This is a genomic window from Marinobacter salarius, assembly GCF_032922745.1.
Taxonomy (GTDB): Bacteria; Pseudomonadota; Gammaproteobacteria; order Pseudomonadales; family Oleiphilaceae; genus Marinobacter.
In genome coordinates this window covers 716,890-731,778 of record NZ_CP136693.1, presented here as the reverse complement: position 1 = coordinate 731,778, position 14,889 = coordinate 716,890, and the positions used below count along the sequence as shown (strand labels likewise).

General features: G+C 57.1%; 14 protein-coding genes. 8 read left to right on the top strand and 6 right to left on the bottom strand.

The window, feature by feature from the left end; all coding sequences use genetic code 11:
• Positions 1–20 precede the first annotated feature (20 nt).
• From R1T46_RS03395 to R1T46_RS03380, 4 genes are all read right to left on the bottom strand, one after another.
• Positions 21–1,337 carry a DsbA family protein gene (locus R1T46_RS03395; protein WP_317307339.1) on the bottom strand — a complete coding sequence of 439 codons (1,317 nt, stop codon included), beginning with the start codon at positions 1,335–1,337 and terminating at the stop codon, positions 21–23.
• A gap of 18 nt (positions 1,338–1,355) precedes the next feature.
• Positions 1,356–2,027 carry a TVP38/TMEM64 family protein gene (locus R1T46_RS03390; protein ID WP_317307338.1) on the bottom strand — a complete coding sequence of 224 codons (672 nt, stop codon included), beginning with the start codon at positions 2,025–2,027 and terminating at the stop codon, positions 1,356–1,358.
• Positions 2,024–2,776, bottom strand: coding sequence for a YiiX/YebB-like N1pC/P60 family cysteine hydrolase (locus tag R1T46_RS03385; protein ID WP_317307337.1), 753 nt, complete (start codon positions 2,774–2,776; stop codon positions 2,024–2,026). The genes R1T46_RS03390 and R1T46_RS03385 overlap by 4 nt, the downstream gene beginning before the upstream one ends.
• 88 nt (positions 2,777–2,864) lie before the next feature.
• A complete protein-coding gene (locus R1T46_RS03380; RefSeq protein WP_317307336.1) occupies positions 2,865–3,275 on the bottom strand; it encodes a hypothetical protein in 411 nt (136 codons plus the stop codon).
• A 176-nt stretch (positions 3,276–3,451) separates the two neighbouring features.
• Here R1T46_RS03380 and R1T46_RS03375 point away from each other — a divergent pair, with 176 nt between their 5' ends.
• Positions 3,452–4,396 carry a DUF3179 domain-containing protein gene (locus R1T46_RS03375; protein ID WP_317307335.1) on the top strand — a complete coding sequence of 315 codons (945 nt, stop codon included), beginning with the start codon at positions 3,452–3,454 and terminating at the stop codon, positions 4,394–4,396.
• Positions 4,397–4,421: 25 nt separating this feature from the next.
• Here the strand turns inward: R1T46_RS03375 and R1T46_RS03370 are convergent, their stop codons facing one another.
• Together R1T46_RS03370 and R1T46_RS03365 are read right to left on the bottom strand one after the other, a co-directional pair.
• A complete protein-coding gene (locus R1T46_RS03370; RefSeq protein WP_317307334.1) occupies positions 4,422–4,685 on the bottom strand; it encodes a zf-HC2 domain-containing protein in 264 nt (87 codons plus the stop codon).
• The gene (locus R1T46_RS03365) at positions 4,679–5,299 is read right to left on the bottom strand and encodes an RNA polymerase sigma factor (protein ID WP_317307333.1); all 621 of its coding nucleotides are present in this window, start codon (positions 5,297–5,299) and stop codon (positions 4,679–4,681) included. The genes R1T46_RS03370 and R1T46_RS03365 overlap by 7 nt, the downstream gene beginning before the upstream one ends.
• A gap of 218 nt (positions 5,300–5,517) precedes the next feature.
• On the opposite strand from R1T46_RS03365, the gene R1T46_RS03360 reads away from it, so the two are divergent.
• From R1T46_RS03360 to R1T46_RS03330, 7 genes are all read left to right on the top strand, one after another.
• A complete protein-coding gene (locus tag R1T46_RS03360; RefSeq protein ID WP_317307332.1) occupies positions 5,518–7,707 on the top strand; it encodes an FAD-dependent oxidoreductase in 2,190 nt (729 codons plus the stop codon).
• A gap of 91 nt (positions 7,708–7,798) precedes the next feature.
• Positions 7,799–8,761 carry a radical SAM protein gene (locus R1T46_RS03355; RefSeq protein ID WP_317307331.1) on the top strand — a complete coding sequence of 321 codons (963 nt, stop codon included), beginning with the start codon at positions 7,799–7,801 and terminating at the stop codon, positions 8,759–8,761.
• A 185-nt stretch (positions 8,762–8,946) separates the two neighbouring features.
• A complete protein-coding gene (locus R1T46_RS03350; RefSeq protein ID WP_036201891.1) occupies positions 8,947–10,350 on the top strand; it encodes a sodium:solute symporter family transporter in 1,404 nt (467 codons plus the stop codon).
• Positions 10,351–10,361: 11 nt separating this feature from the next.
• Entirely contained in the window at positions 10,362–11,324 is a 963-nt protein-coding gene (locus R1T46_RS03345) for a hypothetical protein (protein WP_317307330.1), read from the top strand.
• A 149-nt stretch (positions 11,325–11,473) separates the two neighbouring features.
• Positions 11,474–11,989 carry a diaminobutyrate acetyltransferase gene (ectA, locus tag R1T46_RS03340; RefSeq protein ID WP_036201897.1) on the top strand — a complete coding sequence of 172 codons (516 nt, stop codon included), beginning with the start codon at positions 11,474–11,476 and terminating at the stop codon, positions 11,987–11,989.
• A 131-nt stretch (positions 11,990–12,120) separates the two neighbouring features.
• Entirely contained in the window at positions 12,121–13,389 is a 1,269-nt protein-coding gene (ectB, locus tag R1T46_RS03335; protein WP_317307329.1) for a diaminobutyrate--2-oxoglutarate transaminase, read from the top strand.
• A 51-nt stretch (positions 13,390–13,440) separates the two neighbouring features.
• Positions 13,441–14,883 carry an aspartate kinase gene (locus R1T46_RS03330; RefSeq protein WP_317307328.1) on the top strand — a complete coding sequence of 481 codons (1,443 nt, stop codon included), beginning with the start codon at positions 13,441–13,443 and terminating at the stop codon, positions 14,881–14,883.
• Positions 14,884–14,889: the final 6 nt, after the last annotated feature.

The following is a 14,889-nucleotide window of genomic DNA, read 5'->3' as shown; positions in this document are numbered from 1 at the left end:
GCCAGGGCATTGATTCTGGTCTAGTTGGTCTCCGCCCTCTTTTCGATCTCATCCTTGATAATCCAAAGCCGATCCTGGCCCCAGCAACTGACCGCCCCGTAACGGAAGCTGGGAACGCCCCATAGCCCGCAGTCATACATGGCCTTACGATTATCCTCCACCCACCCACGCCAGCTCTGATCGTTTAATAAAGCCTTTGCTTTCTGCCAGTCCAGGCCGGCTCGTTCAACGATCACTTTCAGACCGGCATTGGTTTCGGAACGTATACCTTCAGCATTGACGGCCCTGGCATAGGTAAGCATGTAGTCGGTCTCGCGACCGAGTGAGCGTGCGTATTCAAACAGGGCATAGCATCGTTCCACGCCGGATCCCAAAGGATCAGCGACGAAACCATACGGAATGCCCAGCTTGTTGGCCTCTCTTTTGGTGTCGTGGAAGATGTACCATTTTTTGGCATCCGGTACCGATTGCCCGCGCATCAGCATGGGCAGAACCGGTCTGAGTTGAAGAGGGATATTCCACGCATTGGCCAACTGGATTGCTCGCTCCAGGCCCAGATAGGAGTATGGGCTGCGGATGGAGAAGAAGACTTCAAGGGTGGTGTCGGTCGCTCGGTGGCCGTCAGCCGGGCTGGGGACGCTACTCATCAAATCGGACCATGTGCGCGTGAAAAGGACCGCATCGGGGACGTCCCGGTTCAGTCCCTGTTCGTTCAGACACCGCTCAAGATGATCCAGGCGGTCCACACCCCAGAACCATTCACCGAGGAATCTCGTCATGCTGCCTTGATAGTGTCCGAGTCGCCGGAGCAATCGTTCATTCGCGGATAGCCTTGCCTGGTCATACCTTGCGGGCGCAGCGTCTGGTTGTTGGCCGGTATCTGAATGCCACAGATCTTTTAGCACATGCACGGCAGTTATCAGTCCTTCCTCATTCCCTTCGGCATCAAGCAGACGGGCCGTGGCAGACGTCAGTTCGGTCTCGGAGGGCGCCGTCGGCCGGTCTGGAGGTGTGAAACCGTATAGTTGCGAGAGCCTTGTGGCGTCCCGTTGCGCCCACGAGCGCCAAAGAGCCGGCTCAGGGTACATTTCGTCGTCCAGTTGCCAGACCGTATGGAGCCGGAAACGCACGCGAAAGCGTTCCTGTAATTGGGTAAGGGCTTGCAGCAGGGGGAGTCCAAACGGATCACGGGGATTCACGAACACCAGGACAAGATCGCTTTCACCCCGCGCCTTTGCACGGATGCTGTGAAGGGATCGTTGCAGGGAAACTCGGGGCGCACTGGAAAGTACACGGGCGAGCCAAGGCATAACATCGGCTTTGACCGGGCGGCGCATAAGGTCGTCTCTTTGTTGTTATTGGTTGAGTTGAAGCCAGCGCGCCAGCTGCGAGCCTGGGTGTCGGCTGATGGACCACGGCAACCATACCATCACCGTCAGGATAACTGCGCCTGCGGCTACGGTAAGTACCGGATTCAACGTGAAAGTGTTCCCCAGGCCCGCAAACACCACCGTCATTGGCAGCATGCCAACAAAGGTGGCAATGGCGAAGCGCCAGGCGCGTATGGCGGTAACGCCGGCGGCATAACTGATCAGGGCGAACGAGAAAACGGGTATCAGCCGAGTCAGCAGGATGGCAATGGTCAGAAAGCGTTGCGAGCCATCCCGTACAAGCACAGGGTTGTCCGGAAAACGTTTGCAGATCACCTCGCGTCCGAGGCAACGGGCAATCCAGAACGCCGCCATGGCACCCAGCAGGGCACCGGTTGCTGCGATGGCGGTTCCCTCAAGCACACCAAACGCCAGACCTGCGGTTGCACTGACCGGAAGTGTGGGAATCGGGCCAACCACAACAGCCATCGTCATCAACAGCATCAGCAGCAGTGGGCCGGCAGCCTCCTGGCTTTTCAGCCATTGTGCAAGGGTCCCCGGAGACAGGTCCGCAGGTATTCCCAATATCTGTAGCAACCACCAGGCACCTGCCAGGGCAGCCATTACTACAACAACGATGGCAATTCTCAGTGTCATTCCGCCCACCGGAACCCCCGGTAATCAAACCCTTGTTCCAGTGTGGGTTTAACGATGTCGAAGTAGGGAGAGGCGTCGAAATCCCGGGGCGCAAATAGAGAATGGTGGCGAATCCGGAAGTACTCGCGCCTCTGGGCGGCGCAATCGCGGTCATCTTCTGAATTGGACAGGCTTACGGGCAAAATCGGGTAACGGAGCGACTGGAAGCCTTCGGCGATGAATGTGGAACAGATCGCTCGAGTGGGATCACCGCTGCCGAGGGCCAGCAGCGAACGCCGGTGGCGGGAAGGTACCGGTGGCGTCGGGAAAAGGTAGCGTGCCAGGTCCCAGACATTTTTCAGGTCGTACTGATGGCCAAGCCGGCTTGTCGAGTAGGCAACAAGCTTGCCGATATCGTGGTCACTGAGTCCGATCGGGCGACAGATACGGGTATGGGTGTTGCGGTAAAACGAGAGTGGGAGTGGGCGAATGCCTTCCTCAAGATCCGCCTCGACCAAAACATGTGGCTCGCCATTGTCTGCGGCGCCAAGACCTGCATCCGGCCCCAGATATAGAGCGGCATGCGACCAGGTTGACTGGGTCAGATATTTGATAGCCACACTGATTCGGGTATTTCCCTCCACCAGCAGGACATCACCGGGCTGAAGCACCCTTTCCAGAGCCTCCCAGGCGCATGTGCGCACCGAATGTTCGGTGACCTGTTTCGAAAGATAGGCGGCCAGGCGCCGTGATAGCCAGTTCAGTAGCATCGGTTACCCCGATTGTTGTTCGTTAGAGGGCGCGTTTGATACTCAAGACAAGCAACCGGCGTAACTGTTACAGCGCCACAGGGTTGTGCTACGCCGTGGTGGGAACCGGTTGCCTTGAAAGCGTAAGCGTATCGTAATCACGAAGCAGAAACAGCGCCGCACAGGCAGCGAGCATGGGCCAGGCTGCAAAGAACAGAAGATTATCAAAGGGCTGCAGGTATTTCGCGAATGCGGAGAGAGTAGAGACACCGTGGAAGACCAGGATTGCGCCGTAAGTCCAGGTTTTCAGAAGGCCGGCTACAAACAGCAAAATCAGTGCAAGTTGCGCAATGCCAATGAAGTAGAAGGCAGTTTCGCCAAGTCCACCAAGCCCATAGAAAGAGCCAAATACTTTAATGGCGTGTTCGGGCTGAACCAGTTTATCCAGGGTCCAGATCAGAAAAACAACGAAAATGCCAAGTCGAAGTAGCAACAGGGCGAGGGGTAACTGCTTGGGCATTCCTTTTCTCCTTTTGAATGTTGAATGATCGTTCCAGAGACAGAGAACGATTATTGGAGTTCCGTCGGGCAGCGAAAAAAGTGCTTCTGTCAGCCTTCGGTGTAACGCTTGCATGGGTCAGGTGTCGTTATAGGGACTGTGTGCTTGTTATGCGCCGAAGTGGTGGAGGAAAAACAATGAGAATGCAGAATGTCGCCTTGACGGTGTTGTGTGTCTCACTGCTGATGGGTGCCCGTGCGATCCTGGCCCAGGAGAAAAACGGGTTTGATTTGAGTGACGCGCTGATACCGGTTGATGAAATTCATCGTGGTGGGCCACCCCGTGACGGTATTCCCTCCATTGACAGTCCTAAATTTGTGCCCGCAAGTGGTGAGCTGCCTTGGCGGGAGGACGACCTCGTGATGACCTATGACCAGGGGCAGGAACGGTATGCGTTCCCGATTGGTATCCTGAACTGGCACGAGATTGTAAACCATGGAGCAATCGAAAAGCCTGTTCTGATTACTTTCTGTCCTCTGTGCGGTACCGGCATGGCATTTGATCCGAGAGTGGAAGGCCGCACTTTGACCTTCGGCGTTTCAGGCCTGCTCTATAACAGCGACCTGCTGATGTACGATCATCAGACCGAATCGCTCTGGTCACAGATTGAAGGGCGTGCCATTTCCGGCTCCCTGGCCGGCTCAGAACTGGAGCCTGTCGCCATTCGCCATGAGCTCTGGCGGAAGTGGCGGAACCGGGTTGGTGACGCAGGGCTCGTGCTTTCGACCGACACCGGCCATCGCCGGAACTATCGTCAGTCGCCATACGGTGACTACGACCATTCTGAACGACTGTACTTCCCGGTATCCAGCACCAGTCGGAAATACCACCCGAAAACCTGGGTGCTGGGCTGGACCTATAACGGTGAAAGTAAGGCCTGGCCTTTTCCGGAGCTTGCCGATCATGGGGACGGGGAGCTTGAAGACCAAATCGGAGGGAGGAAGGTCAGCATTCACTTTGATGCAGACGTACCTTCTGCAGAGCTTCGCGATGAGTCTGGCAAACTCCTGCCAGCGACGCGGGCATTCTGGTTTGCCTGGTACACGTTTCACCCAGAGACGCAGATTTTCGAGACCGATTAGTCGCGATGCATGAAAGCAAAGAGGATTACGGTTCCGACGTCTCATTTCCGGAGCGCCGAGCGTTGAGCGACTCACTGACACGTTCGTCAATCCGGCGTACCAGATCTTCGTCCAGCTGCTGGCTCGAGTGGGCGCTCATAAGCTCTATACTGGCCCTCAGGCTGCCAATGAAGCTGCGACAGCGACCGCACATCAGCAGGTGCATCTTCACAGACATCACCTTCCCGGTGCCCAATTCACCGTCAATGTAATCACTGGCGATGCGAGCCAGGTCTCGGCACATTAACATTCGCCTGTCTCCTGAAATGTCTCAACCATCAGAAAGATCTTCTGCCGTGCCCGATGAAGGAGCACGCGCAGGTTAGAGGCGCTGACATCCAGAATGTTACATACGTCGTCAGATTTGTGCTGATGCGCTTCGTACAACATTAATGCTGATCGCTGTGTTTCCGGCAGTGCGAACAGGTGTCGATCGAGGCAGTCGCTCAGCGCGCCGTTCTCCATCAGCGCCTGGGCGGACTCGTTGGATTTCAGGCTCGGTGGTGTGGCCCAACGTCCATTTGGCGCGAAGCGGGCGGCGAGGTCCGGGTCCAGCGCTTCCGAGAAATCCGCGTTTACTTCCCGCTTTGCCTTCCGAAGATGATTCTTGGCCCGGTTCGCCACGATACGGTGCAGCCATGTCTTCAGGCCGGATCGGCCCTCAAATGTCTGAACGGCATCGATAACTGTTACCCAGCAATCCTGGACAATTTCCTCTGCCGAGGCGTGATCAAGGTAAAAGCGGGCGACGGCCATCATGCCGGGGGTGTATAAACGCACAGCCTCGCGAAACGCGCCCTGGTTTCCCGACTTCAGGCCATTGATGAGGATGTCCTCGTCAGACTGATGTGTTGCGGTTTCCATTCCGTATACCCCCGAATACCTGCGTTAGAGCGTCGTTATAAACATGTTATTGGACATCCAGAGCGGCCTGGACAATGGTATGTCTATAGTTGCAGCCATTAGTTCCAGTAATGATGAGTAACTGCTCAAAAAATTTTAGACCCAGGCTGCTGTAACATCCAGCGCCTTGGCGTGTCTTACAGAGCAACCGTTTTCACTTCTAATTTATGGATTTAGCTATGAACTCCAAAAAGCTCGTTTTGCTGCTGGTTATCGGTGTCGTGGTTGCACTGTTTATCAGTTTTGGCGGTCACGAGATACTCACGCTGGAAAACCTGCAGAAACACCAGTCTGCCATTGAGCAATGGATCGATCAGAATTTGTTAGTGGCGGTGCTTGGCTTTGCGGCTGTTTATGTAGTGGTGACGGCCTTGTCGCTACCTGGTGCGGCCATTATGACCCTGGCCGGCGGTGCCTTTTTCGGTAATGTCTATGGACTGGTTGCGGTATCCATTGCGTCGACCATCGGCGCATCTCTTGCGTTCCTGGTGGCCAGGTTCCTGATGCGGGATACCTTGCGGGAGAGGTACGCGGAAACCGTCGAAAAGATGGACCGTGGCATCAAGAAAGACGGTGCGTTCTATCTTGCCACCCTGCGCCTGGTGCCGGTATTTCCGTTTTTCTTGATTAACCTGGCAATGGGTCTGACCGCCATGAAGCTGAAGACCTACGCGCTGGTGAGTTGGGCGGCGATGCTGCCGGGTACCTTTGTGTATGTAAACGCAGGCACGCAGTTGTCGACGATTGAAACCACCAGCGACATTGTGTCGGCCAATATTCTGCTGTCTTTCGCCCTGTTGGGTGTGTTCCCGCTGATTGCCAAGTTCGTTGTCGGTTTCATCCGTAAGCGCCGGGTGTACGCCGGCTGGCAGAAGCCCGAGTCGTTTGATTACAACCTGCTGGTGATCGGCGGTGGCTCGGCCGGCCTGGTGTCGGCGTACATCGCCGCAGCGGTTAAAGCCAAGGTGGCGCTGATCGAGAAAGACAAAATGGGTGGAGACTGCCTCAACACCGGTTGCGTACCGTCCAAGGCGCTGATTCGCAGTGCCAAGGCGACCGACACCCTGCGCCACGCGAATCGTTATGGTTTGGAGTCGGTACCGGTAAAAGGCTCCTTTGCCAATATCATGGCGCGGGTGAAAGAGGTCATCGCCAAGGTGGAACCCCACGACTCGCCCGAGCGCTTCCGCAAACTGGGTGTTGACTGCATCTCCGGCACCGCCAGTTTCGTATCGCCCTGGGAGCTGGAAGTCGCCCACAGTGATGGCCACACCGAGCGCCTGACCGCCCGCAGTATCGTGGTGGCCACTGGGGGTAAGCCGGCGGTGCCGCCCATTCCCGGTTTAGCGGGAATGGACCCGCTGACATCGGACAATCTATGGTCCCTGCAGACCCAGCCCGAGCGCCTGCTGGTGCTTGGTGGAGGCCCCATTGGTTCGGAACTGGCCCACGCCTTCGCAAGGCTTGGCAGCAAGGTGACCCAGGTGGAAATGGGCGAGCGTTTGCTCGCCAAGGAAGACGCCGATGTCTCCGAGGTCATCCGGAAACGGTTTGAACAGGACGGCATTGATCTGCGTCTCAACCATGCCGCCAAGGAGTTCACCATTGAGGACGGAGAAAACGTGGTTTACTGCGAATTCAACGGTGAGCGCGTGAGGATCGCGTTTGACCGGGTTCTGGTGGCTGTTGGTCGTGCCGCTCGGACTGACGGCCTGGGGCTGGAAAAGATTGGGGTGGAAACTCTGCCCAATGGCACTGTGCCAGTGGAAGAAGACATGAGCATGCGCTTCCCCAACGTCTTCGCCTGTGGCGATGTGGCCGGGCCCTATCAGTTTACCCACGCGGCGGCTCATCAGGCCTGGTACGCGGCAGTGAACGGTCTGTTTGGCGAGTTCAAGCGTTTCCAGGTGGATTACCGGGTGATGCCCTGGGTGACCTTTACCTCGCCGGAGGTGGCCAGGGTCGGCCTTAGCGAGGCCGAAGCCAAGGAAAAAGGTGTGGCTTACGAAGTCACCCGCTATGGCCTGGACGACCTGGATCGTGCCATTGCTGAGAGTGAGGATTATGGCTTTATCAAGGTGCTTACGCCGCCAGGGAAGGACAAGATTCTGGGTGCCGTCGTGGTAGGTGTGCACGCTGGCGAGATACTGGCCGAGTTCACCCTGGCCATGAAGCACGGCCTGGGCCTGAACAAAATTCTGGGCACTATCCACCCCTACCCGACCTGGAACGAATCAGCCAAGTATGCCGCTGGAGAGTGGAAGCGCGAACACGCACCCCAGGGCATTCTCAAACTGCTTGAGAAACTTCACGGCTGGCGCCGTGGCAAACAGACCGGCGACAAGGCTGCCCGCGAAGCCACTACGTAGATATGGTATCGACGCAGAGGATGTACCACTTGCGCCAGTGTGTTGTCGCCATCGACAGCACTAAAAGATTCACCGTCAACACGGAGCAGCTATGCCCCTGACCCAAACCGCCGAAAGACGTATTCCCGCCGTGGAAGTGCTGGAACCGAGGGCCCGCGACAGCTGGACTCACACTCGCAACGGCGATCCACGCGGCTACATTGATTCCGACAAGCTCAAGGAACTGTGGATTCATACCGGCACCGCCTGCAACCTGGCCTGCCCGTTTTGCCTGGAAGGGTCACACCCCGGCGATGGCCGTATTCCGGGCATGAAGTTGAGCGACGTGAAACCCTTTATCCACGAAGCCCTGGATATGGGGGTGGAGCAGTTCTCCTTTACCGGCGGTGAGCCATTCGTGATCAAGGATTTCATCAATATCCTCGATTACGCCAGCCAGCACCGTCCCTGCTTTGTCCTGACCAATGCCACGGATCCACTGCTCAAACGCCGTCATCAGGTGCTGCCGTTGCTGGACAACGCCTACCCGATCCATTTCCGCGTCAGCCTGGACTTCCCTGACCGGGCCCGGCATGACGTGGATCGGGGTGAAGGTAGCTTTGACAAGGCTCTTGAAGGCATACGCTGGCTGGTGGATCAGGGGTTTGAAGTGTCGATTGCCCGGCAAACCGATCTGGAGGAGATCCCGGCCGATGTGGAAGCGGCTTTCCGCGAGATTCTGCGGGACTGGGGCATTCCTGAAACGCTGGCGTTCACCGCGTTCCCTGATCTGGGAACGCCCGGCTCAGAGGACGGCAGCCCGGAGATTACCGAAACCTGCATGGAGAAGTACCCCACCAAAGAGGCGCGGTCGCACTTCATGTGTACTTATACGCGCATGTTGGTGAAGCGCGATGACCGGGTGCGGGTGTATGCCTGCACGTTGGTGGATGACGATCCGCAGTATGACCTTGGCGGGACGCTGGCGGAGAGCATGGATGAGCGGATTATGTTGCGGCATCACCGGTGTTTTGCCTGTTATCGGTTTGGGGCTAGTTGTTCGGCGCCTGGGTGATTCTTTTTTAGGACTGGTTGCTGGGAGTTGGCGGCCTGGGGGTGGTGTTTTATTTCCTTGGGAAAAAGAACTCGCTTTGCTCAGACACCTTTTTCCTGGCGGAAATAAAACACCACCCCCAGACCGCGGTTGAATGACTGCAATTCGCTGGATTAAAACAAGTACGGACGAGGAAAAGACAGACGATGAATTTCACGGAAGCGACCCTGTTTTGGGGCTTTTTGGTGGTTTATGGGGTGGTGATGTATGTGTTGTCGCCCAAGAGCAAGAACGCCAATTCGTTCTATAAGGGGGCGGATGATCAGGGTAACCCGGTAAGTCAGTGGTCGCTGACGGCGAGTATTTTCATCAGTTGGATCTTTGCCAAGTCGGTGACCAACGCGGCCAACCTGGGGGCTGCTTATGGCGTCACCGGCGGTCTGGCGTACGCCAGTTACTGGCTGTCGATTCCCGTGGCCGGCTACATCATATATTTGATTCGGACCCAGACCGGTGCCCGCAGCCTGCAGGATTTTCTCACGTCGCGCTTTGGCCGGCTGGCCAGTCTGGCGTTTGCAGCGGCCATCCTGATTCGTCTGTATAACGAAGTCTGGAGTAACACCGCCGTGGTGGGCGGCTATTTCGGGCTGCCGGGTGAGTGGGAGTATTACTCTGCGGCGATGCTGTTTACCGTCTTTACCCTCGCCTACAGCCTGAAAGGTGGCCTGCGGTCGTCGATCTTCACGGATGTGATTCAGGCGTTCGTGTTTGTGTTCTTTGTCGGCGCGGTGCTGTTCCTGATTGTGCCAGCCAATGACACCAGTGCCCTGCTCACCGACGGTGAGTTCAAGCTCAATGCCGGCTTTGACCTGTTGCTCGTCGCGCTGTTGCAGATGTTCAGCTACCCCTTCCACGATCCGGTGTTAACCGACCGCGGCTTCGTGAACAAGGAAAAGACCATGCTGAAGAGCTTCGTGGTGGCCGGACTGTTGGGCTTTGTGGCGGTGTTTATCTTCAGCCTCGTCGGTGTTCACGCCCGACTCAATGGCATTGAGGCCATGGGTAATGCGCCCGCGGCTGTCGGGCAATCGCTTGGGTTGGCGGCGCTCTTCTTCATGAGTGTGGTGATGATGACCTCCGCCGGCTCCACGCTGGATTCCACGTTCAGTTCGCTGGCCAAGTCCCTGGCGGTGGATCTGCCACGGCTGGCGAAACGTGCCAAAGACCGCTTGCCGAGCGTTCGCGTGGGTGCAGTGATCATGATTGTGTTCGCGCTGCTGGGTAACCTGCCGATGTTTGCCGGCACCGATATTCTCAAGGCCACCACCATTTCCGGCACCATGGTGATGGGGCTGGCACCGGTGTTCCTGTTTTACGGTTTTACCCGCTGGTCGCCCTGGAGCTTCCATCTCAGTTTCTGGACCGGCCTGGGTCTGGGTGTGCTGCTGGCAACGGGGCTGATTCCCGCCAGCTGGGCCATCGGCGACGGCAAATACGCCATGCTGCTGGGTGTAAACGCCTACGGCTTCCTGATCTGTACCGCTGGCTTCTTTATGCCGCTGGTCGTCCGCCGGCTTGCCGGGCGCTCACTAGCGGCTGGTGAAGTTTAGGAGGTGGTGTCGTGACCGAGGGCCGAAGTTGTCCGCTGGCGTACCGTTACGATCCTGCTTCCCTGTGCGCTGAGCCGGAGTCGGTGGCAGGGGATGTGGTGTATGTTGTCGGTGGCCTCTATGGCAACCCATACGCTCTGGACGAAATTGAGCGAATGGCACTGGCAGAGGAGCGCCAGGGCCATCGGGTAACGCTGGTATTCAACGGCGATTTCAACTGGTTCAACGCCAGTGACAGCCTGTTTCGGGCGATCAACAACCGGGTGCTGGACCACACCGCCTGCCTCGGCAATGTTGATTATGAACTGGCCAATCCAAACGATGGCGCGGGTTGTGGTTGTGCCTATCCGGATTTTGTCGATGAGGGCGTGGTCGAGCGCTCGAACGCCATGATAGAGCGCTTGCAGGCCATGGCTGGAGAACATCCGGACATCCAGGTGCGATTGTCATCACTGCCCCGTTATCGCTGCTTGTTATTTGGAGGCCTAAAGGTTTTGGTGATTCACGGAGATCCGGAATCCCTTGCCGGTTGGGGGTTAGCCCATGAATCCTTTGTGGCTGGTAACGAGGCGAAGTTGACGGAGTGGTTCCGCGCCAGCGGTGCTGATGTGATTGTCTCTACCCACACCTGCCTGCCAGTGCTGTGGTCGGGCATGGTGAGCGAGCGACATTGCGTCGTTGCCAACAACGGGTCGGCCGGAATGGGGAACCTGTTGCGGGACTTCCGTGGGCTGATTACCCGGATTGGTCTGGCAAGCCCCGCCGCTGAGCCGGTTGTCGGTCTTGAGCGCCAGGGTTTGAGTGTCTCACTGCTGCCCGTGGCCTATGATGTCGATAGCTGGTTGGCGCAGTTCGACCGACTCTGGCCCCCTGGTTCAGCGGCCGCTGTGTCGTACCGGGACCGGATCGTTGGAGGGACTTCGATAACCGACGACGATATTACGTTCCCCTCTGGAGGGGCCTCTATGGGGTAACGAATTTGTCACTGGCGGTTGGTGTAATAATGTCTATTCTAAAGGTGAAAGGTAGTCATCGGGGCTGGCGGCCCCAGAGCGCCGACTTGAAATATATTTTGTGGTCTATATAATTTAACGCTAACTTTTTGAGGCGAATCGATCACGTTATGACATCAGAAGGCTCGAATACCACCGCCATCACCCTCCGCACGCCGGTCAAGGATGATGGCTACAGGCTTCACCAGTTGGTGGCACAATGCCCCCCGCTGGACCCCAACTCGATCTACTGCAACCTCCTGCAGTGCAGCCATTTTGCCGAAACCGGCGTGGCCGCGGAGATAGACGGCGATCTGGTCGGCTTTATTTCCGGATATATTCCCCCCCAACAGCCCGAAACCGTTTTTGTCTGGCAGGTGGCCGTTCACGAGAAAGGTCGTGGGCAGGGTCTTGCCAAGCGGATGTTGAAGGCGATTGTGGCCAGGGACGCGTGTAAAGACGTGACCCACATGGAAACCACAATCACTGAAGACAATGAGGCTTCCTGGGCGCTGTTCCGGTCCTTTGCCCGTGACATGGGTGCTGAACTGACCTACCACGAGCACTTTGAGAAAGACACCCACTTTGGCGGCAAGCACGACTCCGAGTTTCTGCTCCGCATCGGGCCTTTCACAAAGACGGCGTAGCAGCCTTCCCGAACGATCGATACCCCTGTTTGGACTAGCCGGCAGATTGCTGAGGTGAATCTGTCACAACGGCTTCAACCAACGTGCTACCGCACAGTTACCTCGAACCTGACATGCTAAGAGGCAAGACAATGGAACTTTTCAAGTCGACCGAATCCGAAGTACGCGTTTATTCCCGTGCCTTTCCGGTGATCTTTAACCGTGCCAAGAACGCGCACCTGTACACCGAAGATGGCAAGGAATACCTGGACTTCCTGGCCGGCGCCGGGTCACTGAACTATGGCCACAACAACGACATTCTCAAGAAAGCGCTGCTCGAGTACATTGAAAGTGATGGTGTCAGCCAGGGCCTGGATATGTTTACCACCGCCAAGCACGATTTCATTGAGTCGTACAAGAAACACATCCTGGACCCCCGTGGCCTGGACTACAAAATGCAGTTTACCGGCCCTACCGGCACCAACAGCGTGGAAGCGGCCCTGAAGCTGGCTCGCAAGGTGAAAGGCCGCAATGGCATCGTGTCCTTCACCAATGGCTTCCATGGTGTCACCATGGGCGCGGTCGCGGCCACAGGTAACAAGCACCACCGTGGTGGCGTTGGCACCCCGCTGGGGAATGTGGACTTCATGTTCTATGACGGCTACCTGGGTGAGAACGTAGATACCCTGGAAATCATGGACAAGGTGTTGTCCGACGGCTCCTCAGGTTTTGAACTGCCGGCAGCGGTCATTGTTGAAGCGGTCCAGGGCGAAGGCGGGCTGAACGCTGCCCGCGCCGAATGGCTGCAGGGCCTCGAGAAGCTATGCAAGAAGTACGACATTCTGTTGATCGTTGACGATATCCAGGCAGGGAACGGCCGTACCGGCGAGTTCTTCAGTTTCGAGTTTGCCGGCATCAAGCCGGATATTGTGACGGTATCCAAGTCGTTGAGCGGTTACGGCCTGCCGATGGCGCTGGTGTTGTTCAAGCCGGAGCTTGATGTCTGGGGGCCGGGTGAGCACAACGGCACCTTCCGGGGCAACAACATGGCCTTTGTCACCGCCCGCACCGCAGTCGAGACCTACTGGAAAGACGATGCCTTTGCCAACGAAGTGAAAGCCAAGACCGAGGTTCTGGCTGAAGGGCTGCAGGCAATCTGTGACAAGTACCCGGGCGAGTTCAAAATGAAAGGCCGGGGCATGATGCGTGGCATTGAAGCCACCGACGCTGAAGTGACGGACAAGATAACCGGTCGCGCCTTTGAGAAGGGCCTGATTATTGAAACCAGCGGTCCCAATGACGAAGTGATCAAATGCCTGATGCCGCTGACCACCAGCGAGGATGATCTGCGCAAAGGTGCTAAACTTCTAGGTCAAAGCGTGGACGAAATCATGCAGGAGGGAGTGAGCAAGGCGTCCTGAGACGCCTACCATCTCCCGACACTCATTCTGCAGGATAACGACGGTAACACTATGACTAGCGAACTACATACCGTAGAGAAAATCGGCGGCACCTCCATGAGCAATTATGAGGCGGTGCGCGACAACATCATTCTCGGCGGGCGCACCAAGGACGACCTGTACCAGCGCATCTTCGTGGTCTCCGCCTATGGCGGTGTCACCGATGAACTGCTGGAGCACAAGAAAACCGGAGAGCCGGGTGTCTATGCCCTGTTCGCCGATGCCGAGTCGGACTGGGCGTGGGGCGACGACCTCACCAAACTGATCCAGTTCCTGACCGACATCAATGGCGAGCTGTTCCCGGATCCCATGCTCAAGCAGCAGGCGGACCAGTTCATCACCGACCGCATCGAAGGCGTTCGCGGTTGCCTGATTGATCTTCAGCGTCTGTGTTCCTACGGCCAGTTCCAGCTTGAGGAGCATCTGCTGACGGTCCGTGAAATGCTGGCCGGTATCGGTGAGGCCCACAGTGCCTTCAACACCGCCCTGAAGCTCCAGCAGGAAGGCATCAACGCGCGGTTTGTGGACCTGACCGGGTGGCGCGACAATGAACTGTTGCCGCTGGATGAAAAGCTCAAGCAGGCGTTCGATGCGGTGGACCTGAGTCGTGAGCTGCCGATTGTCACCGGCTACGCCCAGTGCAAGGAAGGCCTGATGCGTACCTTTGACCGGGGCTACAGCGAGATGACCTTCAGCCGGGTCGCGGTGATTACCAACGCCCGCGAAGCGATCATCCACAAGGAATACCACCTCAGTTCTGCTGACCCCAACATTGTTGGTGCGGATAAGGTCGTGCCTTTGGGGCGCACCAACTACGACGTTGCTGACCAGTTGGCGAACCTTGGTATGGAAGCCATCCACCCGCGCGCTGGCAAGGGCATGCGTCAAAACGAGATTCCGCTGCGGGTGATGAACACCTTCGAGCCAGAGCACACCGGTACCCTAATCACCGGCGACTACGTCAGTGAGAAGCCTCAGGTAGAGATCATCGCCGGTAACAAAGGCGTGTTTGCCATTGAGGTGTTCGACCAGGACATGCAGGGTGAGCCGGGTTCCGATCGTCGCATTCTCGAAGTGCTCAGTCGCTTCAAGGTGCGCTTCGTATCGAAGGACACCAACGCCAACACCATTACCCATTACGTGGACAGTACGCTCAAACACGTCAAACGGGTGGTGAGAGCGCTGAAAGACGAGTTTCCCAATGCGGAAATCAGCACTCGCAAGGTTGCGATCGTGTCTGCCATTGGCAGTGATATCAAGGTGTCGGGCATCCTGGCTCGGTCAGTCAAGGCCCTGGCGGACGACGACATCAGCGTTCTGGCCCTGCACCAGTGTATGCGGCAGGTGGACATCCAGTTCGTGGTGGATGAGGACGCCTATGAGAAGACCATTGTGGCGCTTCACGGCATTCTGATCGAACCCCATAACCACGAGTACGCGATCGTCGCGGCCTGATCCGAA